Raw genomic sequence first — 19723 nt, 5'->3', positions numbered from 1 at the left:
CGCGTCCCGCCGTCGATCCCTGATTGCCGACAGCAGCGTTGACAAGGTGAAATTTATCACATTCATCGAAAGAGAACGTCGTTCCGGTTTGGGTTTCCCTCTCGATGCGTTGGGGGACCTTCTATGCCTTTATTATGCGCGCCCTGATCTATAGATACTGTGACATTTCTCACAGAACCGACTCTTTTTTATGATCTTTATCACTTTTAACGTCGTTTTCTGAATAACACCGCAATTTTTGACTGCTTTTCAAAGATTGCAAGCAAGCAAAAAAAAACGACGCCCCCTCGCGGGAGCGCCGTTCCAGTCGTTCTGGCTTGGATCTGCTTATTCTTCGAAGCGGCCGTAGAAAGCGTCGCGGTACACGTCGGCAAGTTCCGTCACCAGCGGCATTTTAGGGTTGGCTGTCGTGCATTGATCTTCGAACGCGCGGTCGGCCAGGTAGTCGACGCGGCTCTCGAACTGCTTCGCGTCGAAGCCGAGTTCCTGGAACGTCTCGGGTACGCCCAGTTTGCGGTTCAGATCGCGGATCGCGTTGATCAGACTCTTCACGCCTTCTTCCGTCGTTTTGGCCGGCAGCCCCAGAATGCAGGCGATTTCCGCATACCGTTCGTCGGCGATAAAGTGCGAATATTTCGGGAACGAAGCGAACTTCGTCGGTTTTTTGGCATTGTAGCGAATAACGTGCGGCATCAGGATCGCGTTGGTGCGGCCGTGGGCCGTATGGTATTCCCCGCCCCATTTGTGCGCCAGACTGTGGTTGATGCCCAGGAACGCGTTGGCGAACGCCATACCGGCGAGCGTCGAAGCGTTGTGCATTTTCTCGCGGGCCAGCTTGTCGCCGGTCAGCGCGGATTTCTCCAGGTTGGCGAACACGAGCTGGATCGCTTTGATCGCGAGGCCGTCCGTGTAGTCGCTCGCCATGACCGACACGTAAGCTTCGATGGCGTGCGTCAGCACGTCCATGCCCGTATCGGCTACCGCCACTTTGGGCAGCGAGTAGACAAATTCCGGATCGACGATCGCCACGTCCGGCGTCAGTTCGTAATCGGCCAGCGGATATTTCGTATTGCCGTTCTCTTTATCGGTAATGACCGCAAACGACGTCACTTCCGAACCCGTACCCGAAGTCGTCGGAATCGCGACGAATTTCGCTTTTTTGCCCAGACGCGGGTATTTGTAGATCCGTTTGCGGATATCCATAAATTTCTGCTTGAGGTTGTTGAAGTCGGTATCCGGATATTCGTAGAACAACCACATGCCTTTGGCGGCATCCATCGGCGAACCGCCGCCCAGCGCGATGATGCAGTCCGGCTGGAACCGTTCCATCATGGCGCGGCCGCGTTCAACGGTCGTCGTCGACGGATCGGGCTCCACTTCGGAGAACACTTCGATCGCGACCGGCGTTTGGCGCTGGCGCAAGTAATGCTGCACTCTTTCGACGTAGCCGAGCTGGACCATCATCGGGTCGGTAACGATCGCGACGCGGGTAATGTCCGGCATTTTGGCCAGGTACTGCGTTGCGTTTTTCTCGAAGTAAATTTTGTCCGGCACTTTAAACCACTGCATATTCACGGTACGACGCGCCACCCTTTTCACGTTGATCAGGTTCACTGCGGTTACGTTGGAAGAAGTCGAGTTGCGGCCGTACGAGCCGCAGCCGAGCGTCAGCGAAGGCAGGTTCGTGTTGTAGATGTCGCCGATCGCGCCGTGCGTCGAAGGCGAATTGACGATGATGCGGCCGGTTTGCAGACGGTTCGCGAAGCGCTGGATGACGGCGTCGTCGTTGGAGTGGATCGCCGAAGAGTGGCCCATACCGCCGAATTCCACGACTTCCGCGGCGCGTGCGATGCCTTCGTCCGCCGTTTTGACTCTGTAGCAGGCCAGAACCGGGCTCAATTTCTCGGCCGACAGCGGGAACTTGGTGCCGACGCCTTCGATTTCGGCCACGAGGATCTTCGTCGTCGCCGGAACGGTGATACCGGCCATTTCCGCGATCTTCACGGCCGATTGTCCGACGATAGCCGGGTTGACCGCGCATTTGTCCACGTTCATCGCGCTTGGCGTCAGTTTGGCGATTTCGTCTTTGCTCAGGAAGTAACAGCCGTTTGCGATCATTTTCTTTTTGACGCGATCGTAGATCGGTTCTTCGATGATGACCGCCTGCTCGGAAGCGCAGATCATGCCGTTATCGAACGATTTGGACAAGATCAGGTCGGTAACGGCCTGGTCGATATCGGCCGTCTTCTCAATGAAGGCCGGCACGTTGCCGGGACCTACGCCGAGCGCCGGCTTGCCGCAGCTGTAAGCTGCGCGGACCATCGCGCCGCCGCCGGTCGCCAGAATCAGCGCCACGTCGGGGTGGTTCATCAGAATGTTCGTCTTGTCCATCGAAGGCTTGTCGATCCATTGGATACAGCCTTCCGGAGCGCCGGCTTGGACCGCCGCTTCCTGCAGGATTCGGGCCGCTTCCGAACTGCAGTATTGCGCGGAAGGGTGGAATCCGAATATAATGGGGTTACGTGTCTTTATGGAAATCAGCGCTTTGAACATCGTTGTGGAGGTCGGGTTCGTGACCGGCGTGATCCCCATCACGATGCCGACCGGCTCCGCGATTTTCTGGAAGCTGTCATACTCGTTGTCTTCGATCACGCCTACCGTTTTATCATTTTTGATACTGTGGTAGATGTACTCGGTAGCGAAGAGATTTTTCGTAATCTTGTCTTCGTACACGCCGCGCTTCGTTTCTTCGATCGCGATCTTTGCGAGATACATGTGCTTGTCCAGGCCGGCCAGGGCCATCGCTTGCACGACGGTATCGATTTGAGCCTGATCCATTTGCATGAAAGCTTCCTGCGCTTTTCTCGCGTTGTCGATCAGCTTCTGAATGTCCTGCTCGGCGGTTGGTTCAACAGTACGGGCGGCTTCATTTTTCACTGCCATTTCCCTCATCCTCCTCAAGATGTTTGCGTTGTTTTCTCTACGTGACCGATCATAGCATAGCGGTTTTGGTTTGGGAAGTGAAATTTTTCACAAAATAAACGGCGTTTCTTTCTAAGTTGCAGCGAGCATTTTTCCCTCATTAATGACCGTTTTCCGCTTTTTTAAAAAAACACAAGAATTAATCCAAAAATTTCGTAATAAGAATTGACAAAGTATTCGATTTGACGCATGATAAGGACATAAAGTGAAAAAAGTCACAATGTCCAATCAACACGAACTGTGCGTTTTCGCAAAGGAGAGGTTAACGATGACCCAATACCACCACGCTACCAACCATCGCGGCAATACCGGTTGTTTTTCGGATTCGAACATGCAGCGTCTGGAAGTGCTGATGAAAGACCGCCATATTCCCGAAGGCTCCCACCTGTTCTGGGAAGGCGATCTGGCCGACAAGCTCTACTATATCAAGCGCGGCCGGGTCAAACTGACCAAATCGACCGACGAAGGCAAAGAACTCATCTTGTATATGTACCAGTCGGACGACATGGTCGGTCAAGCCGATCTCTTTTTCAGCACCAAGCACAGCTTCACGGCGGAAGTGATCGAAGATACCGAAGTCGGCGTAATCGAACACAAAGACCTGGAAGTGCTGATCTGCCAACATTGCGATTTCGCGATCGACTTCATGAAATGGATGGGCATTCATCACCGCCTGACGCAGACGAAGTTCCGGGACTTGATGATGTACGGCAAGCCGGGCGCCCTCTGCTCGACACTTATCCGCCTCGGCAACACGTACGGCGAGAAGCACGGCGAGACGATTCTGATCAACAAAAAGATTACGCATACCGATCTGTCGAACATGATCGGAGCGACCCGGGAAAGCGTAAACCGGATGCTCAGCGACCTGCGCAAAAAAGGCGCGGTCGAATACGAGAACGGCATGATCGTCATTACCGATCTCGGCATGCTGCAGGAAGTGTGTCACTGCGAAATGTGTCCAAACGAAATATGCCGGATCTGAGGAGATCCGGCCTGTTTGCGTTCGCTGCCGGGCGCTTCGCTGAGAAGCGGCTCGGCTACAGCTTTTCCAATGTCAGTTCCACGTAATCGCCCGGCTGCAGCTGCATGTCGAATCCCCGTTCCCGGTTCAGCTCTTTGCCGTTGACTTTGAGCACCCAGCGCTCGCTCGGTTTGGTCATGTAGCCTTCCTGCGTATCCGGGCTTGCCTTGACGAGGCGGATCGTGCGGTCGTTCTCGGACATCGTAACGAGGCCGCTCGCTTTGAGCACGTCGCGCACCATCGTCCCTTCCCGGTAAGGATGGGCGTACGAACCGCCCAGCGAGGCATTGAGCTCGCCGCCGCTGATGAGCAGCGTATTGACCGGCTCCCCGTCGTTCCCCGGCGCTTCGATATAGAGCAGAATCTCGTCGCCAGGCTGAATGCGCGTGCTGAAGCCGCTCTCCGGTATTTGCTGGCCGTTCTGCTTGACGACCCACATCAGTTCGGAATGCAGTTCCGTGTCGTCCACCGAGTCGATCCGCCCTTCGTTGTCGAAACTGACGATGCCGCTGCGCTCCAGCGCGTCGCGGATCGTGTCTTCCGTGCGATACGTGCTGACGAGCGACCGGTTCTCGTTGGGCATGTAGATGCCGCCGTCGACGACCAGCCTGAAGTTCTCTCCCCCGCTTGCCGCCGCGTCGGCCGATACGTCCGCCGACGGCTGGCGCAGCAGAAAAGCCATTGCGGCCGCGGCCGCGATGAGCAAGACGGCAAGCACGAATAGCAGGACGCGTTGATCGGGCATTTTGATTTTTGTCCGCATGGGCTCCCGTTCCCTTCATCGAGCGTGTTCTTCCTTATTGTAACAAAAAGGGCGGGCCTTTCTCAAATGCCGGTTGCGTGTGCGGTGGCATCAAAAGAACCCCTTTGCCGGCAAAGGGGTTCTGCGCGAAAATTCGGTCATTCGACCCAAAATTCCGCCCACATCTGAATTTGTTCCATAACCGGCTTCAGTGCACGACCTTTTTCGGTCAGCTCGTATTCAATGCGCACCGGAGTCTCCGGATACACGTGACGCGTCAGAATGCCTTCGCCTTCCAGGTCCTTCATGCGTTCCGACAACATTTTGTCGCTCATCATCGGAATCTGGTTGGAAATATCTTTGAATCGCTTCGGACCGCTCATCAAAGTCTGAATGATCAGGCCGTTCCAACGTTTGCCCAGGAACGAAAACGCGCTCTCGAAACGCGGGCAAAGCTGCATCGGAATTTCGCTTTTTTGCTCAATCATAGATGATCACCTCTTAGAAGATTCCCTCTGAAGAGAAACTTACGATTTGTTAGTTTATTTCATATTAACACATTTCCAAGAAAAAGAAAATGCTTTTATGAATTATTTTTTGCGTCCAAAAATTGCTTGAGCGCCGTCAAATCCCGCTCGATCACCGCTTCCAGCGAGCGATTGTAGATGACGGCCGCCGGATGGTACAGCGGAAAAATCGAATACGACCGATCCCCGAACACGTAGCGGGAATGCGGATCGGACACTTCTTCCAGCCGCTGGATCGGTCCTTCGAGCACTTTGCCGTGCAGCGAAGAGATCGTCTCGTGGCTGCCGATCAGCCGATGCAGCCCGATATTGCCCATCGGCACGATCACCCGGGGCTGTACGAGTTCGATCTCCGCGTCGAGGATGGGTGCATGGGCCAACACTTCGTTCTTCGTCGGCGTCCGGTTCGAGCGGCTGATCCTCGGCTCTTTGCCGGGCGCCGTACCGGCCACGACCTTGTCCTTGAACGGACGGCTGCGGACGGCGCTCGAAATATAGATGTCCTGACGGGTCAAGCCAATCTTCTTCAGGTATTCTTCGAGCACTTTGCCCGCCTGCCCGGTAAACGGGCGTCCTTCCACGATCTCCGTCGCGCCGGGCGCTTCCCCGACGAACATGATTTGGGCCGGGATGGCTCCCTGACCGAGCAAAAACCCTTCCAGATCGTAACTTGCCGATCGGTGCAGGCATTCCCGGATCAGTTCTTCCGCCACCGGCGCACTGCCGAACTCCACCTTCATCGCCATCCCCCTTTCTGTTATCGCTACCCTCTCATTAACAGGTATTGCAATTATTTTACCCCAAAACCGATAGGGCGCCAACCATGCAAGGTCCCTTTCGCAAATTTTGTGAGCGCTCTCTTGGATTCGGGAAAAAAGGATGCAAAAAAGCCGTCGTTCGCTTGAAGCGAACAACGGCTGTGCGGCAGTCTAAGCTGCCGGACGAACGATCAACGAACCATCAAGTCGCGAACCATCCGTTCGAATTGCAGGCGAAACCGGCGCGGCTTAGACCAATTCGCGGGCGTGCAGCGGACGAAGCGGCTGCGTATTGCCGTAGACCGGCTTGGCCGATCGCGTCGGATAAGCCCAACGAACCGAATTGGAGATGACGCGAATCACGTCCTGGTTGTAGTAGGTCGGATACGTCTCGTGCCCCGGACGGAAGTAGAAAATCTTGCCGGAACCGCGCGTAAACGTGCAGCCGCTGCGGAACACTTCGCCGCCGGAGAAGTTGCTGATAAAGACGATCTCGTCCGGATTCGGAATATCGAAAAATTCGCCGTACATTTCTTCATGTTCCAAAATGATGTTCTCGCCGATGCCTTCGGTAATCGGGTGCGAAGGATTGACGGCCCACAAAATTTCCTGCTCGCCTTCTTCGCGCCATTTCAGGTCGCAGCCCGTACCCATCAGTTTCTTGAACGGTTTGGAGAAGTGGCCGGAGTGCAGAACGATCAGGCCCATGCCTTCGCGGACGCGCTGCGCGACCGCTTCGGCGATCGAATCGTCGACCAGCTCGTGCGCCATATGTCCCCACCAGATCATGACGTCGGTCGAATCGAGCACTTCTCTTGTCAGGCCGTGGTCGTCTTCTTCCAGCGTGCAAGTGCGAATCGCGAAGCCTTCCGGCGTCAGGGCGCGTTCCAGCTGTTTGTGAATGCCGTCCGGATAGACGGCTTTGACCTTTTCGTCTCTGCGTTCGTGCACGAATTCGTTCCAGATGGTTACGTTGATCATCGTCGATGTCCCCTTAGTTATAGCTGTATTGTGTGCTTCGGCGTATCGGTCGGTTTATTTAGACCCACCACATTTCTCCTGCCGGTTCTTCGATCAGAATCTGCTGGAGATTGCGGACGGCTTTGCTGAATCCTTCGTCCACGGACATCAGTCCGTCTTCGTGTTCGATACTGACGACGTGATCGTAGCTTTGCAGGCGCAGTTCGCTGATCATGTCCGCCCAGATCTTCACGTCGTGGCCGTAACCCACGCTGCGGAAGTTCCAGCCGCGATCCTGCATCTGCGTATACGACTGCATATCGGTCAGGCCGTGCATATTGACGTTGCTTTGGTCGATCGTGATATCTTTGGCATGGAAATGGTGGATGGCTCCGGCGCGTCCGAGAATGCGGATCGCCTGGACCGGATCGATGCCCTGCCACCACATATGGCTCGGATCGAGGTTGACGCCGACGGCTTCGCAGGTCGCTTCGCGCAGGCGCAGCATCGTGGCCGGTGTATGGGCCGAGAAGCCTCCGTGCAGTTCGATCCCGATTTTGACGCCGTGGTCTTCCGCGAATTTGCCGGCTTCTTTCCAGTAGGGAATGACTTTGGTCTCCCACTGCCATTTCAGCAGATCCTGGTAATCGTTCGGCCACGGAGCGACCGGCCAGTTCGGATATTTGGCATCTTCGCTGTCGCCGGGACAACCGGAGAACGTATTGACGACCGGAATGCCGAGACGCTGCGCCAATTCGACGCTTTGCAGGAACACGTCGTGATCGGCTTTCGCGAGCGCTTTTTGCGGGTGAAGCGGATTGCCGTGACAGCTCAGTGCGCTGACGACAAGGCCGCGCGACTCGATCGCTTTTCGGAAAGCTTCCAACTTCGACTGGTCGGCCAGCAGTTCTTCCGGGTTGCAGTATTCGTTGCCCGGATAACCCCCCGTGCCGATCTCTACCGCCTTGAGTCCTTTTTCCGCCACGTAATCGAGAGATTCCTCGAATCCCCGTCCATTGAACAAGACCATGAACACTCCAAGTTTCACTAATCGAACCTCCTCGATATAACTATTATATCCGTATTTTAAGTTTAAGCTGAATAGGAAAGAGGTGCGAAAAAACCTCATTTTTCGACTTTCGGCGCGGCCGGCAATCGGAGAATGGTACCAGTGGCACGGCCTATTGGCGCTTTACACCTTAATCAAAATAGACGGCTTTGCCGGTCTTCGCGGATTCGTAGATCGCTTCGAGAATCTGCGTCACGACGAGCGCCTGCTCCGGCTTGACGACCGGCTCTTTGTCTTCGAGAATCGCTTCGAGCCATTGACGCGCTTCGCGGTCTTCGGCATTCTCCGAACCGCCGTCGTAGAACGCGACGCCGCCGGAGCCGAAATCGACTTTGGTCTCGATCAGGCGGCTGCGGTCTTCGCCGTTGATATGCAGGCCGTCCGCCATGTCGGCGCCGCCTTCAGTTCCGCAGAGCAGCGTCTGCGCTTCGCCGAAGTTGCGCACATTAAGCGCCCAGCTGGATTCGAGCACGATCGTTGCGCCGTTCTCCATTTTGATAAAGCCGAACGCCGAATCTTCGACCTTGAACTGCTCCGGGTCCCACGGACCGAACGCGTTGGCCGCATTCTCGCGGCTGCCCAGCTTGTGGAACGTCGAGCCCATGACGCTTTTCGGTTTGTAATTGTCCATCAGCCAGAGAGTCAGGTCAAGCGCGTGCGTACCGATATCGATCAACGGGCCTCCGCCCTGCTTTTCTTCGTCCAGGAATACGCCCCAGGTCGGCACGGCGCGGCGGCGCAGCGCAATTGCTTTGCCGAAGTACAGATCGCCGAGTTCGCCTTTTTCGCACATGTCTTTCAAGTGCTGGCTGTCGTCGCGGAAACGGTTCTGATACGCGATGGACAGCTTTTTGCCGGTGCGCTCCGCCGCTTCGATCATGCTGCGCGCTTCTTCCGTCGTTTTGGCCATCGGCTTTTCGCACAGCACGTGCTTGCCCGCTTCGAGCGAAGCGATCGTGATCGCCGCGTGGGAATCGTTCGGCGTGCAGACGTGCACGACGTCGATACTGCCGTCTTTGAGCAGTTCGTTGTAGTCGGTGTACACTTTGGCGCTTTCGGCGCCGTATTTGTCGGCCGCTTCCTGCGCGCGGGATTCGACCAGGTCGCAGAAAGCGACGAGGACGGCTTTGCTTTGTTTGGACAGGGCCGGCAGATGCTTGCCGGTGGCGATGCCTCCGCATCCGATGATGGCGACGTTAAGCGTGTTCGGGTTAGACATTGAGTTTTGCTCCTTCTGCTGCGTATTTTTTGATCCATTCCATGCTGGTTGCGATGCTCTCGAGCGGCTTGCCGCCCGCGCAGTAATCCTGCTCGACGACGATCCACTCCACGCCCGCTTCGATCGCGGCATCCGCGATGCCTTTGAGGTCGACTTCGCCCACGCCGAGTTCGGCCGTGATCGCTTTGCCGTCCGCGTCGCGCGTCATGTCTTTGAGATGGATGATCGGCAGGCGCCCTTTGTAGCGTCCGATGTATTCGACCGCGTCGTATCCGCCGTAATGCACCCAACACGTGTCCATTTCGACCTGCAGGTCTTCGGCCGGCACGGCTTCGTACATCGCGTCGAATACCGGCTTGCCGTCCAGCTGTTCCGTCAGTTCGAATTCGTGGTTATGGTAAGCGAGTACCGCTCCCTGTTCGCGCGCCCGGCTGCCGAGCTTGCGCAGATTGGCGAACACGTCTTCCCAGACGCGTTCTTCCGCCTGCAGGTAAGGAACGATCAGCGTGTCGTTGCCGATCTGCTTGTTATAGGCAATCTCCGCATCGAGATGCTCCAGCAGTTGGCCGTACGACGTATGCGTGCCCAGGGCAACAAGTCCGAGTTCGTCGAGCATCGATTTCACTTCATCCGCGCCGTGTCCGAAAAACGTATGGAACTCGACGCCTTTGTAGCCGAGCGCGGCTACCTTTTCGAGCGTGCCGCGGAAATCCTGTTCCATTTCTTCGCGCACGGTGTACAATTGCAGTCCTACTTGGGTCATTTTACGTTCCACCTTTTCATCCGATTATAATTTGAGCGAATCGAGTCTTGCAGCGGGAACTTTGTACGAGCTTTCCAGCGTGATATGCCGGCTCTCGGCCGACGACCGCATGAAAGCGTGCATCGTCTCAAGCACGTGGTAGGCCAGGTCGCCGCTTGCGCGGTGACGGCGTTCTTCGCGGATCGACTTGATCATGTCGTCCACGCCGATGCCCCGTTCGTTATGCTCGGTCTCGAAGACGGCTTCGACCGTCTCCCAGTCGTCCGAACCGGCGCGGCGCAGCTTCACTTCGCCGCCGAAGAAATTCGGGTCCGGCAGCGACAGCGTGCCGTTCGTTCCGTAAATTTCCATTCTCGGCAGGTCGCTTGCACCGCGAATGTCGAAGCTCATGATCATCGTCACGATCGTGCCGGCAGCAAAATCGAGCGTGCCGGCCAGATGGGTCGGCGTCTGCACGGCGATCGGCGTACCGGCTTTCGGTCCCGAGCCGATGACACGGTCGGGAATCTGAATCCCGGTTGACGAACTGACACGCTGGATCGGCCCGAGCAAATTCACGAGTGCGGACAAATAATACGGGCCCATATCGAACATCGGGCCGCCGCCGTATGCGTAGAAAAATTCGGGATCGACGTGCCACGCTTCGGGACCGCCGCTCAGCATGAACGCGGTACCCGCGACCGGGCGGCCGATCAGCCCTTCTTCGATCGCGCGGCGGGCCGTGCTGATGCCTGCTCCGAGGAACGTATCCGGCGCGCAGCCGACGCGTACGCCGCTTTTTTTCGCTTCTTCCAGAATGAGGCGTCCGTCTTCCAGCGACACCGCAAGCGGCTTTTCGCCGTACACATGTTTGCCCGCTTTGACGGCGGCCAGGTTGATCTCGGCATGGCTGGCGGGAATCGTCAGGTTGATGACGAGTTCGATCGATTCGTCGGCCAGCAGCTCCTCCACCGTGCAAGCGTTTGCAATGCCGAATTCGGCAGCCCGCTCCTGCGCCTTCCCGGGGATCCGGTCGGCGACCGCCACCACTTCGGCCCACTCGCTGGAACCCAGGTTTTTCAAATAGATCGCGCTGATATTGCCGCATCCGATAATTCCGATCTGCATTCGTTTCAAGGAACACCACTCCTTACCGTAGTTGTTGGGCTTTATCGAATCAAGGTTGTGTCGGTTCCGGTTGTGTGGTTGGTTCGCTTTCATGGTATTGCATATCGTTTTGTATTAAAATGAAGAATATAATCGAAACATGAACAATCTGGTCATTATTTTATTTTTAAATTTATTTTCTTCCCAAGGAGCAGCCCATATGCAGACGTCCTCACCTTCCTGCCAGGTATTTACCGCAGGATTTTCCTTCCACCGTACGCCTTTTCACGTGCACCGCACCGAAGGTCTCGGCAGCTATCTGCTGCGCCTGCAGACGGACGGCACTTCCGAAGCGCTGATCGACGGCCGCATGCAGCGGATCGAAGCCGGCGACCTGCTGCTCTACGGTCCCGACGACACGTACGAACTGAAAATTTTCCCGCCTTCGGCTTCCGAAGATTCCGGCCAGCCGATGGAGAGCGGCGATTACCACATTTTCTTCGGCGGCGAATGGATCGACCGCTGGTGGAACGAACGCAAACGCCCGACCCGCATCACGATCCCGCTTAGCGAAGGATTGCTCGGCCTGTTTCGCCAGATCGTAATCGAGCAGCGCCGCATCTCGAACCCGGACCCGCGGATCTCGGACTATTACCTGCGCATTCTCTGTCTGGAGACCGACCGCCTGCTGAACGAACAGCCGATTTCGTCGGGCAAGACGTTCCTCGCCTACCGGATCAAGCAGTATATCGAAGAGAACGCTTCGTCGCTGTTCAAGCTGGAAGACGTCGCCTCCTACGTGGACACCAGCGTCTCGCGCTGCGTGCACCTGTTCAAGGAAACGTTCGATATGAGCATTATGCAGTACGCGCTCGAAGTCCGGCTCGATATGGCCAAGGAGCGGATCGTGTTCAGCCCGATGCCGCTCGAACAGGTCGCCGAGACGTCCGGTTTTGCCAACTACACGTATTTCCACCGGGTGTTCCGCGGCAAGTTCGGCATGTCGCCGAAAGAGTTCCGGCATACGCGGCAGGAGAAAATGTAGCCGGCGCACGACGAACAACCGCAAGGACGCCCCGGGCGACCTTGCGGTTTTGTTAGGAAGTCGATGTTGTTCGCGGCCGCTCAGCCGCGCTTGGCGCGTTCGCGGGCTTCGATCGCTTCGGACACGACCATGCCAAGATCGGCGTTGCCGTACATCGACAGCACTCCGAGCAGCGTATCGTCGGTAATGTCGCCGGCTTCCTCTTTGGATACCGTCAGTTCCATCACGCGCGACAATCGCTCGTTCGCGACCTGCTCCGGATACGCCTGGGCGTACAGTTCCACCGGATCGAGATCGTTGTTGATGCACCACTGCGCGTAGACGAGAATCATCATGTCTTCTTCCTGCCGGTAAGCTTCGACGATCTTCTCCTGCGTTTTCTGTTCCCATTCCTTGCGCCCTTCGGCGCTCTCGTACCGTTCGTAATCGTCATCTCCGTAATCACTCATACAGATCTGCCCCTTTCGATTTTTGGTTGTATCGGTTTGTCCGATGCTCGGGTTCATCCGGTGACCCGTATATCGGGCCGTCGCTTCATAGAAGGCGGGCGGCCCGCTCCGCCAACTCGTGCGAGCCCAGCAGCGCGTCCGCCCGGACCGCGCAGCGCTGCGGCTCGTGCAGCGTGTCGAGCACATGTTGCACGACGCCTTCGAAGCCGCGCCGCTTCAGCACCGTATCCCAGCTGCCGAACCCGCGCTCCTGCGGGTATCCGCCGCTGTCCGTCCACGTCGCTCGCTCAAGGTCTTCCACGACCGCCGAACGCCCGCTGCCATGCAGCTCCAGGCGCTCGAAATCCCGGCCCGCGCTGCGCACCATGCCGTAGCTGCCCAGTCCGCCGGCCAGCGGCAGGGAGCCGAACGCGTGCCGCATCCGCCCCTGACCGTCCGTCTCGACGCCGCCGGTCAGCAGGCCGCCCTGTTCGCCGCCCAGCCAGAGCAGCAGGTCGAGCATATGGATCAGGTCGTCGTATACGGTATCGCGCGCGGAACGCGGCTGCGCTGCGGTGCGATGCTTGACCGCCTGCGCCTGGACGAAGCCCCCGGCTTCTTCGAGCCACGCTTTGGCTTCGACGTACAGCGGCGCAAAGCGGCGGTTGAACCCGACGCCGAGCAGCAGCCCTTTGCGTTCGGCCAAAGACGTCATTGCCCGGCTCTCCGCCAGGTCTGTCGACAGCGGCTTGTCCACATAGACCGGCAGTCCCGCTTCCAGGCACCGCATCACGATTGGGTAATGCGAATCCGTGGCGCTGTGCACGAACACCGCGTCGGGCTCCCAGCGCAGCACGTCGTCAAGTTCTGTCGACGCGTTCGGGACGCGGTACCGCGCCGCCGCTGCGCGAACGCGATCTTCCGTCCGGCTGACGAGGCCCACGATCTCCGCATCCTTGTGACCGGCCAACAGCGGCAGATACACTTTTTCCGCGATGCCTCCGATACCGACCAGCGCCACCCTTTTTTTCCGCCATGCTCGTTCCGTGCCGCTTGCCGCCTGATCCATGTTCCGCTTCCCCGCTTTCCCGCTCTCCGTCATGACTGCACAAATCGCCCGCCGAGGCGAATTCGTTTCTGTTTCGAGTATACGCGTCGCGCTTGGGGTTGGCAAAAAAAAGAGTGGGGATCGAAAACGTCGGCCGTATGCAAGGAATCTGATTCGCCAAACTCCGTAACGTTTACTAGCTTTGTGTGGCGAGACTTGGCTAAAAGCGCGAAATCGTTTATAATTTAAAACAGTTCTTCATTTAATTGTTCATCAAACAATCGTTCAAAATAAAAATTGCGGAGGGATTAACCATGGCCGATTATTCATCTTCCATGATCGAAAAAGCAACATTTGCGGGAGGCTGCTTCTGGTGTATGGTGACGCCGTTCGAAGATCTGCCGGGCATCGTCAAAGTGGTCTCCGGTTACACGGGCGGACATACCGAGAACCCGACTTACAAAGAAGTCTGCTCGGAGACGACCGGACACGTCGAAGCGGTCCAAATCACGTTCAACCCGGACATTTTCCGTTACGAGAAGCTGCTTGAACTGTTCTGGCAGCAGATCGATCCGACCGACGGCGGCGGACAGTTCCACGACCGCGGTTCGTCGTACGGCACGGCGATTTTCTATCATACGGAAGAACAGCGCATCAAAGCCGAAGCTTCCAAAAAAGCGCTGGCCGAAAGCGGCCGCTTCGACAAACCGATCGTGACGCCGATCCGTCCGGCCGAAACGTTCTACGAAGCCGAAGAGTACCACCAGGATTACCACAAAAAAAATCCGGGCCATTACAACCGGTACAAAAAAGCGTCCGGCCGCGAAGCGTTTATCGAAAACAACTGGAAAACGCCGGTCGACAAAAGCGATCTCAAACAACGCCTGAGCGAGATGCAGTATAATGTCACGCAAAAAAGCGGTACCGAGCCGGCGTTCCACAACGAGTTCTGGGATCACCACGGCGAAGGCATCTACGTCGATATCGTCTCCGGCGAGCCGCTGTTCAGCTCTCTCGACAAGTACGATTCCGGCTGCGGCTGGCCGAGCTTTACCCGGCCGATCCGCGATTACCACGTGAAGGAAAAAGTCGATCTGACCCACTTCATGATCCGGACCGAAGTGCGCAGCAAAGAAGCCGATTCCCATCTGGGCCACGTGTTCGACGACGGCCCGGGCCCGGACGGCCTGCGCTACTGCATCAACTCCGCGGCGCTTCGTTTCGTGCCGGCGGACAAGCTCGAAGAAGAAGGCTACGGCGAATACCGCGCGATGTTCGCGCAGGCGTAAGCCGAACCCGAACGCAGCAATCGACCGAAACCATACACTGTAACAATCAACCGGTAACAACAGCAAACCCCCGGATTCCGCCGCTGCGGAGTTCGGGGGTTTTGTTGTTGTCCGGCGTTCGAAATCCGCTTAGCCGTACATCCGGTGAATCAGATGCACGAACGTATCGACCGCTTTGCGAATACGCAGTTCGGTCGCCTGATCGGCCGGTTCGCCTTCGTCGGTGAACTTGCGCTGGTCGCTGCCGATCGAGATCCATTCCGGGCAGTTCAGGCCGTGCAGATTGCGCACGATGCCCTGCAGCGTGCCGAGCGACGAGACGCCGACGGTGCCGCCTGCCGAGCTCGCCGACAGCACCGGCTTGCCTTCGAAATATTCGCTGTTGAGAAAATCGAGCGCGTTTTTGAGCACGCCGGAGATCGAAGAATGATATTCGGGCGTCGTCAATACGACGGCCTGCGCCGACTTGACCGCCTGCGACAGCTTCAGCACTTCTTCGTGTCCGTACGCTTCCCCGGGACCGTACAGCGGCAGTTGGTGCTCATACAAGCTGAACACTTCCGCTTCGAATCCCTGTTCTTCCAACAGTCGGGCCATATAGCGGGTCAGCTGCGTGCTGCTGGCCTGCTCCCGGTTGCTTCCGGCAATCAAAGTTACTTTCATCGTCAAACCCCTTCCATCCCTATCGGTTATCGTGTCCTTTGCGGACCCTGTTTTTTATCATAACAGGAAGTATCAAATTTGAACATTCTTTGTCTGTTTGTGTGAAAAAAATGAGAATCCGCCGAATCTCTTCGCCGTTTGCCCGTGATTAAGCTCTTTTGGCCGCGGGTAGGTAATACACATAAGCTTTTTCAAACCCAGCGAACAGGAGGCAACCCCATGCCGTGGAACAAAAAAGATTACCCGCAGTCGATGAAAAATCTGGACGAGCGCGTGCGCGACAAAGCGATCGAAATCGCAAATGCGCTGCTGGACGAAGGGTACGAAGAAGGACGCGCCATCGCGATCGCGACAGCCAAAGCCGAAGAATGGGACGAGAACCATCCGGAATAAGGTTCTTCGAAATTCTGACCTGAAGACTATTTTAGAAAAGAAGAAAAAAACCGTTTCGGCTTTCTCCACCAGGAGAAAATCGGAACGGTTTTTTAAAAAAATGCGTGACGGGGAAGTTGGCGGCTGCGGGCCTTCCCCTCGGGCCCTGTATCTTACACTCTATTCAAACCTTTGACTTCCGGTGCGACATGTCCGTGACGTTTCGAAGAAACGAACACCCGTGCGATCGACGCAAGACCGTGGCGCAAAATTTGCGGTTCCACCATCCACGTAATCACTTTGCCTCCGATACATACGGCAGCTACGGTGTAGAGCGTCTCGGCCAGCGGCAGATAGAACAGCGACAGCAGCAGAACGGAAGCATCCATCAAGATGAATACGGTCCCGATCTTGAGGCCGGTCTTCTCGTGCAGCCAGATGGCGGCGCAATCGTCTCCGCCCGTGGCTCCGCCGCAGCGCAGCACCAGTCCGCCGCCGATTCCCGTCAAAATCCCCGATAGCAAAGCGGCCAGCCAAAGCTGTCCGTGCAGATCGAAATTCAACGTGGAAAAGTGCTCGATGCCGGCGTAAAACACAGTGAACGAACCTGCAGCAAGTACGGCCGGTCCCATGTTTCTCCACCCTTTTTTGAGCGCGAACAGCAGCATGAACGGAATGTCGAGAATCAAAATCGTCAGCGCGGGCGACAGCCCGAACGCATACTCGCCGAGCAGCGAAATGCCGACAAAACCGCCTTCCGAAAGATGGTTTTGAAAATTGATGTGATAAAACGCGAATGCCATAACGAACGTGCCTGTTAAGATCGCGGCCGCCTGCGCGGACCGCTTCATCCTTTTACCTTTTGCCTTCATCCGATATTCTCCTCATTTTCGCAATATTTGTCTCAAATCGACAACATGCTGCGAGCCAGAGAAGAAAACCGCGAGGCATTCGTCCTTCGCATGGGTGGTTCCCTTCCTTTCGCAGCGTTTGTCAATAACGGTCGTCCGACAAACTATCTACGAAAGGCGCTAAGTATAGGAGAGATCGTAACGTTTCCAGATTGTCCTTTGGGGAATACTCCTTCGGGGACTCATGGTATCCTGATCCTTTCTGTGGTTGGATGGTGAAGTCTGAGCATTACTTACCCAGCTCGGTCACCTTTTTAAACTATTTTACCACAAAAACGAAGCCGAAGCGACTGAATGATGCTGACCTTTGTCATTTTCATGTAAAATATGATGTTTTTTTCGCACAAAAATCATTTGGCCGCGCGCAGCAGACGATTGACCGTTTCGCGCCGAAGCCCGATCAGCTGGCCGATTTCTTCCTGCGTCAGCAGGTCGGTCAGCGGCTGGCCGTACGTATACGTGCTCATCCAGTGCTGAAGCAGAGCGAGGCGTTCCGCCGGCGTTCCCGCCGTCAGATGATCGATACGCTGCTGCATGAACCGCACTTTGTCCTGCAGCAGGAGCGCGATTTCCAGCGCCTTTTTGGGATTTTCCTCCAGGCTTTTGTACCAGTCGGCGGCCAGGATCGGCTCCACTTCGCTGCTGACGAGCGCGATCGCGGTGCCGTGCGTCTCTTTGGGACTGATCAGCGAATGATGCGGCACGACTTCCCCGGCGTAGAATACGTTGAACAAGATGATATTGCCGTTCTCGTGCAGGCGCATGACTTTGAACAACCCGCTATGTACGCGATACAAATACTTGCCGTCGTCTCCCTGGCGAAACAAAATTTCTCCTTTGTGCAAAATCATGCCTGTCCCTCTTCTCTTCGATTATTGCCGGTACAGGCCGGCTACCCGCTCCGCTTCCCGCGCGACCGCGTCCTTGAGCACCGGCGGCCCGGTCACCTTTACCGCCGTTCCGAGCCCCAGCAGGAAGCGCAGCGCAAACTCCGGCGTGGCCAGATCGGCCCGCACGGCGTAGGTGCCGCTCTCCAGCGCTTCTTCGCGCAGCACCCGCACGTACCGTTCGGCGCGCACGATCTCCAGCGTCTGCGCCGGCATCGACAGCTCCGCTTCGTACCGGGGCAGCTTGGCCGGGAACGCTTCGAGCGACGCCTGCCAGTAGCCGGCCAGATCGAAGTCGGCCGGATAGTCGAACGGCTCGTCCAGACGCTCGGCGTTGATCATTCTGGATACGCGGAACGTTTTGATCACGCCGCGATCCCGGGCCACGACGTACCAGACGCCTCGCTTGACAGCGAGGCCGAGCGGCTCGACGGTACGCGGGGCGGGCGCGGCGGCGCCTTCTTGCTCCTTGACGTAGCCGAATCGCAGCCGCCGCTCGGCCCACAGCGCGTCCTGACAAATTTCAAGCGCTTCCGGCACGCCGGGCGCGCGGCCGTGCCAAGCGGCTTCGTCGATCAGCAGCCGGCGCAGAAAAGCGCTGCCCTGCCGCTCCGGTTCGGGATAGGCGGCCCGCAGCTTGTGCAGGGCGGCCTCGTAATGCCCGCCGAGGCCCAGATCCTGCAGCGGTCCCGACGAAGCCCGCAGCAGCAGCGCCGAAGTCTCGTTCGGCGTCATGCCGGTCAGCGTGCTGCGATACCCGTCCAGCAGACTCCAGCCGCCGAAGCGGCCGCGGTGCGCCACGATCGGAATGCCGGCCTGCCCAAGCGCTTCCAGATCTCGGCTGACCGTCCGGGGCGTAACTTCCAGCTCGCCTGCGAGCTGCCGCGTCGACAGGCGGCCCCGGCTCTGAAGCAGCAGCACGATCTTGAGCATCCGGTCGCCTCGCATGGGTCGTCCTCCTTCGCCGCTTGTTGGGTGCGGCCGTTTTTTGTATTTGCTTTTTTAATATAAGGCATTTTTTAATATAAGACAAAGGTTGTCATCTATTATCTTTTATAGTGGAAAAGCGGGCAAGAGTTCGCCCGGCCTCGGCCGGGGCGGACCCCGATCCGACGACGAATATTCGAAAAGAGGTGGCATTCATGCCGGATATACACAAACCGTTAAGCGGCAAAACGGCGCTGGTCGCCGGAGCGACACGAGGCGCCGGACGCGGAATCGCCTGTCAGTTGGGCGCGCTCGGCGCGCACGTCTACGCAACCGGACGCACGACGAGAACGTCCGCCTCGGACATGGACCGAAGCGAGACGATCGAAGACACGGCCGAACAGGTCGAAGCGCTCGGCGGCAGCGCTTCGGCGATCCGGACCGACCATACCGAGCTCCGGCAGGTCGAAGCTTTGGCGGAGCGTATCGCCGCGGAACGCGGCGGGCTGGACATTCTCGTCAACGATATTTGGGGCGGCGACGCCCTGACGCGCTGGGACCACAAGCTGTGGGAGCATTCGCTCGAAGACGGCCTGCTGATCCAGCGGCGCGCGGTGCATACGCATCTGATCACGTCCCGCTTCATGCTGCCGCTGATGCTGGACCGTCCCGGCGGCATCGTGCTGGAGATTACGGACGGCACGGATTACCGGTTTCGGGGCAACGTGTATTACAGCCTGGCCAAAGTGTCCGGCATCCATCTGGCGGCGGCGATGGCCGAAGAACTTCGGCCGTACGGCATCGCCGCCGTGTCGCTGACGCCCGGCTTCCTGCGCTCGGAAGCGATGCTGGACCACTTCGGCGTCACCGAAGCCGACTGGCGCGACGCGGTGAAGACCGAGCCGCATTTTATCGCTTCGGAGACGCCGGCGTACGTCGGCCAGGCGGCGGCGCGGCTCGCCGCCGATCCGGAGCGGATGGCGTTCACCGGGCAGGCGCTCAGCTCGTGGGAACTGTCGGACC

The 19723-nt window shown here is 57.4% G+C and carries 20 protein-coding genes; 5 read left to right on the top strand and 15 right to left on the bottom strand.

Annotated features, from left to right (window positions below; genetic code table 11):
* Nucleotides 1-327: 327 nt before the first annotated feature.
* Nucleotides 328-2943 carry a bifunctional acetaldehyde-CoA/alcohol dehydrogenase gene (gene adhE / locus FTE24_RS11420; protein WP_150229817.1) on the bottom strand — a complete coding sequence of 872 codons (2616 nt, stop codon included), beginning with the start codon at nucleotides 2941-2943 and terminating at the stop codon, nucleotides 328-330.
* A 307-nt stretch (nucleotides 2944-3250) separates the two neighbouring features.
* On the opposite strand from adhE, the gene FTE24_RS11415 reads away from it, so the two are divergent.
* On the top strand, nucleotides 3251-3967 hold the full coding sequence (locus FTE24_RS11415) for a Crp/Fnr family transcriptional regulator (RefSeq protein ID WP_150229819.1): 717 nt from the start codon (nucleotides 3251-3253) through the stop codon (nucleotides 3965-3967).
* Nucleotides 3968-4022: 55 nt separating this feature from the next.
* Here the strand turns inward: FTE24_RS11415 and FTE24_RS11410 are convergent, their stop codons facing one another.
* The 8 genes from FTE24_RS11410 to FTE24_RS11375 form a co-directional block, all read right to left on the bottom strand.
* Nucleotides 4023-4769: a hypothetical protein gene (locus FTE24_RS11410; RefSeq protein WP_150229820.1), complete on the bottom strand. Its 747-nt coding sequence runs from the start codon at nucleotides 4767-4769 to the stop codon at nucleotides 4023-4025.
* 137 nt (nucleotides 4770-4906) lie between these two features.
* The gene (locus tag FTE24_RS11405; protein ID WP_141446013.1) at nucleotides 4907-5236 is read right to left on the bottom strand and encodes a winged helix-turn-helix transcriptional regulator; all 330 of its coding nucleotides are present in this window, start codon (nucleotides 5234-5236) and stop codon (nucleotides 4907-4909) included.
* 95 nt (nucleotides 5237-5331) lie between these two features.
* Entirely contained in the window at nucleotides 5332-6015 is a 684-nt protein-coding gene (locus tag FTE24_RS11400; protein WP_150229822.1) for a uracil-DNA glycosylase, read from the bottom strand.
* A gap of 267 nt (nucleotides 6016-6282) precedes the next feature.
* Entirely contained in the window at nucleotides 6283-7014 is a 732-nt protein-coding gene (locus FTE24_RS11395; RefSeq protein WP_150229824.1) for a ThuA domain-containing protein, read from the bottom strand.
* A 58-nt stretch (nucleotides 7015-7072) separates the two neighbouring features.
* Nucleotides 7073-8041: a TIM barrel protein gene (locus FTE24_RS11390; protein WP_150229826.1), complete on the bottom strand. Its 969-nt coding sequence runs from the start codon at nucleotides 8039-8041 to the stop codon at nucleotides 7073-7075.
* A gap of 151 nt (nucleotides 8042-8192) precedes the next feature.
* Nucleotides 8193-9281 (bottom strand): Gfo/Idh/MocA family protein, encoded by a 1089-nt coding sequence (locus tag FTE24_RS11385; protein WP_150229828.1) that lies wholly within the window; start codon nucleotides 9279-9281, stop codon nucleotides 8193-8195.
* Nucleotides 9274-10044 (bottom strand): sugar phosphate isomerase/epimerase family protein, encoded by a 771-nt coding sequence (locus tag FTE24_RS11380; RefSeq protein WP_150229830.1) that lies wholly within the window; start codon nucleotides 10042-10044, stop codon nucleotides 9274-9276. The genes FTE24_RS11385 and FTE24_RS11380 overlap by 8 nt, the downstream gene beginning before the upstream one ends.
* Before the next feature lie 24 nt (nucleotides 10045-10068).
* Nucleotides 10069-11160, bottom strand: a complete 1092-nt coding sequence (locus tag FTE24_RS11375) for a Gfo/Idh/MocA family protein (RefSeq protein ID WP_150229832.1) — start codon at nucleotides 11158-11160, stop codon at nucleotides 10069-10071.
* A 190-nt stretch (nucleotides 11161-11350) separates the two neighbouring features.
* Here FTE24_RS11375 and FTE24_RS11370 point away from each other — a divergent pair, with 190 nt between their 5' ends.
* Nucleotides 11351-12175, top strand: a complete 825-nt coding sequence (locus tag FTE24_RS11370) for a helix-turn-helix domain-containing protein (RefSeq protein WP_150229833.1) — start codon at nucleotides 11351-11353, stop codon at nucleotides 12173-12175.
* A gap of 80 nt (nucleotides 12176-12255) precedes the next feature.
* Here FTE24_RS11370 and FTE24_RS11365 read toward each other — a convergent pair whose 3' ends face one another.
* Entirely contained in the window at nucleotides 12256-12624 is a 369-nt protein-coding gene (locus FTE24_RS11365) for a hypothetical protein (protein WP_202111840.1), read from the bottom strand.
* A gap of 85 nt (nucleotides 12625-12709) precedes the next feature.
* Entirely contained in the window at nucleotides 12710-13672 is a 963-nt protein-coding gene (locus tag FTE24_RS11360; RefSeq protein WP_150229835.1) for a Gfo/Idh/MocA family protein, read from the bottom strand.
* A 293-nt stretch (nucleotides 13673-13965) separates the two neighbouring features.
* Between FTE24_RS11360 and msrA the strand changes: the two genes are divergently transcribed.
* Entirely contained in the window at nucleotides 13966-14940 is a 975-nt protein-coding gene (gene msrA / locus FTE24_RS11355; protein WP_141446021.1) for a peptide-methionine (S)-S-oxide reductase MsrA, read from the top strand.
* Nucleotides 14941-15069: 129 nt separating this feature from the next.
* Here msrA and FTE24_RS11350 read toward each other — a convergent pair whose 3' ends face one another.
* Nucleotides 15070-15603 carry an NADPH-dependent FMN reductase gene (locus FTE24_RS11350; protein WP_141446022.1) on the bottom strand — a complete coding sequence of 178 codons (534 nt, stop codon included), beginning with the start codon at nucleotides 15601-15603 and terminating at the stop codon, nucleotides 15070-15072.
* A 219-nt stretch (nucleotides 15604-15822) separates the two neighbouring features.
* Here FTE24_RS11350 and FTE24_RS23025 point away from each other — a divergent pair, with 219 nt between their 5' ends.
* Nucleotides 15823-15996 (top strand): hypothetical protein, encoded by a 174-nt coding sequence (locus FTE24_RS23025; RefSeq protein ID WP_170314894.1) that lies wholly within the window; start codon nucleotides 15823-15825, stop codon nucleotides 15994-15996.
* A gap of 152 nt (nucleotides 15997-16148) precedes the next feature.
* Here the strand turns inward: FTE24_RS23025 and FTE24_RS11345 are convergent, their stop codons facing one another.
* From FTE24_RS11345 to FTE24_RS11335, 3 genes are all read right to left on the bottom strand, one after another.
* A complete protein-coding gene (locus FTE24_RS11345) occupies nucleotides 16149-16847 on the bottom strand; it encodes a YitT family protein (protein ID WP_150229837.1) in 699 nt (232 codons plus the stop codon).
* A gap of 389 nt (nucleotides 16848-17236) precedes the next feature.
* Nucleotides 17237-17737: a Crp/Fnr family transcriptional regulator gene (locus FTE24_RS11340; RefSeq protein ID WP_150229839.1), complete on the bottom strand. Its 501-nt coding sequence runs from the start codon at nucleotides 17735-17737 to the stop codon at nucleotides 17237-17239.
* A gap of 21 nt (nucleotides 17738-17758) precedes the next feature.
* On the bottom strand, nucleotides 17759-18721 hold the full coding sequence (locus FTE24_RS11335) for a helix-turn-helix transcriptional regulator (protein WP_150229841.1): 963 nt from the start codon (nucleotides 18719-18721) through the stop codon (nucleotides 17759-17761).
* A gap of 194 nt (nucleotides 18722-18915) precedes the next feature.
* Between FTE24_RS11335 and FTE24_RS11330 the strand changes: the two genes are divergently transcribed.
* Nucleotides 18916-19723 (top strand): SDR family oxidoreductase (locus tag FTE24_RS11330; RefSeq protein WP_160441732.1); only part of this gene is annotated, 808 nt, incomplete at its 3' end.

The organism is Saccharibacillus sp. WB 17 (assembly GCF_008634075.2).
Taxonomy (GTDB): Bacteria; Bacillota; Bacilli; order Paenibacillales; family Paenibacillaceae; genus Saccharibacillus; species Saccharibacillus brassicae.
Note: the sequence above shows the minus strand (reverse complement) of the source record. Positions and strands in the feature narration are given on the sequence as shown.

Bases quoted from the DNA above. Each gene is read 5' to 3' on its own strand.
- adhE (WP_150229817.1), bottom strand. From the start codon at position 2,943: ATGGCAGTGAAAAATGAAGCCGCCCGTACTGTTGAACCAACCGCCGAG.
- FTE24_RS11415 (WP_150229819.1), top strand. From the start codon at position 3,251: ATGACCCAATACCACCACGCTACCAACCATCGCGGCAATACCGGTTGT.
- FTE24_RS11410 (WP_150229820.1), bottom strand. From the start codon at position 4,769: ATGCGGACAAAAATCAAAATGCCCGATCAACGCGTCCTGCTATTCGTG.
- FTE24_RS11405 (WP_141446013.1), bottom strand. From the start codon at position 5,236: ATGATTGAGCAAAAAAGCGAAATTCCGATGCAGCTTTGCCCGCGTTTC.
- FTE24_RS11400 (WP_150229822.1), bottom strand. From the start codon at position 6,015: ATGAAGGTGGAGTTCGGCAGTGCGCCGGTGGCGGAAGAACTGATCCGG.
- FTE24_RS11395 (WP_150229824.1), bottom strand. From the start codon at position 7,014: ATGATCAACGTAACCATCTGGAACGAATTCGTGCACGAACGCAGAGAC.
- FTE24_RS11385 (WP_150229828.1), bottom strand. From the start codon at position 9,281: ATGTCTAACCCGAACACGCTTAACGTCGCCATCATCGGATGCGGAGGC.
- FTE24_RS11380 (WP_150229830.1), bottom strand. From the start codon at position 10,044: ATGACCCAAGTAGGACTGCAATTGTACACCGTGCGCGAAGAAATGGAA.
- FTE24_RS11370 (WP_150229833.1), top strand. From the start codon at position 11,351: ATGCAGACGTCCTCACCTTCCTGCCAGGTATTTACCGCAGGATTTTCC.
- FTE24_RS11365 (WP_202111840.1), bottom strand. From the start codon at position 12,624: ATGAGTGATTACGGAGATGACGATTACGAACGGTACGAGAGCGCCGAA.
- FTE24_RS11360 (WP_150229835.1), bottom strand. From the start codon at position 13,672: ATGGATCAGGCGGCAAGCGGCACGGAACGAGCATGGCGGAAAAAAAGG.
- msrA (WP_141446021.1), top strand. From the start codon at position 13,966: ATGGCCGATTATTCATCTTCCATGATCGAAAAAGCAACATTTGCGGGA.
- FTE24_RS11350 (WP_141446022.1), bottom strand. From the start codon at position 15,603: ATGAAAGTAACTTTGATTGCCGGAAGCAACCGGGAGCAGGCCAGCAGC.
- FTE24_RS23025 (WP_170314894.1), top strand. From the start codon at position 15,823: ATGCCGTGGAACAAAAAAGATTACCCGCAGTCGATGAAAAATCTGGAC.
- FTE24_RS11345 (WP_150229837.1), bottom strand. From the start codon at position 16,847: ATGAAGGCAAAAGGTAAAAGGATGAAGCGGTCCGCGCAGGCGGCCGCG.
- FTE24_RS11340 (WP_150229839.1), bottom strand. From the start codon at position 17,737: ATGATTTTGCACAAAGGAGAAATTTTGTTTCGCCAGGGAGACGACGGC.
- FTE24_RS11335 (WP_150229841.1), bottom strand. From the start codon at position 18,721: ATGCGAGGCGACCGGATGCTCAAGATCGTGCTGCTGCTTCAGAGCCGG.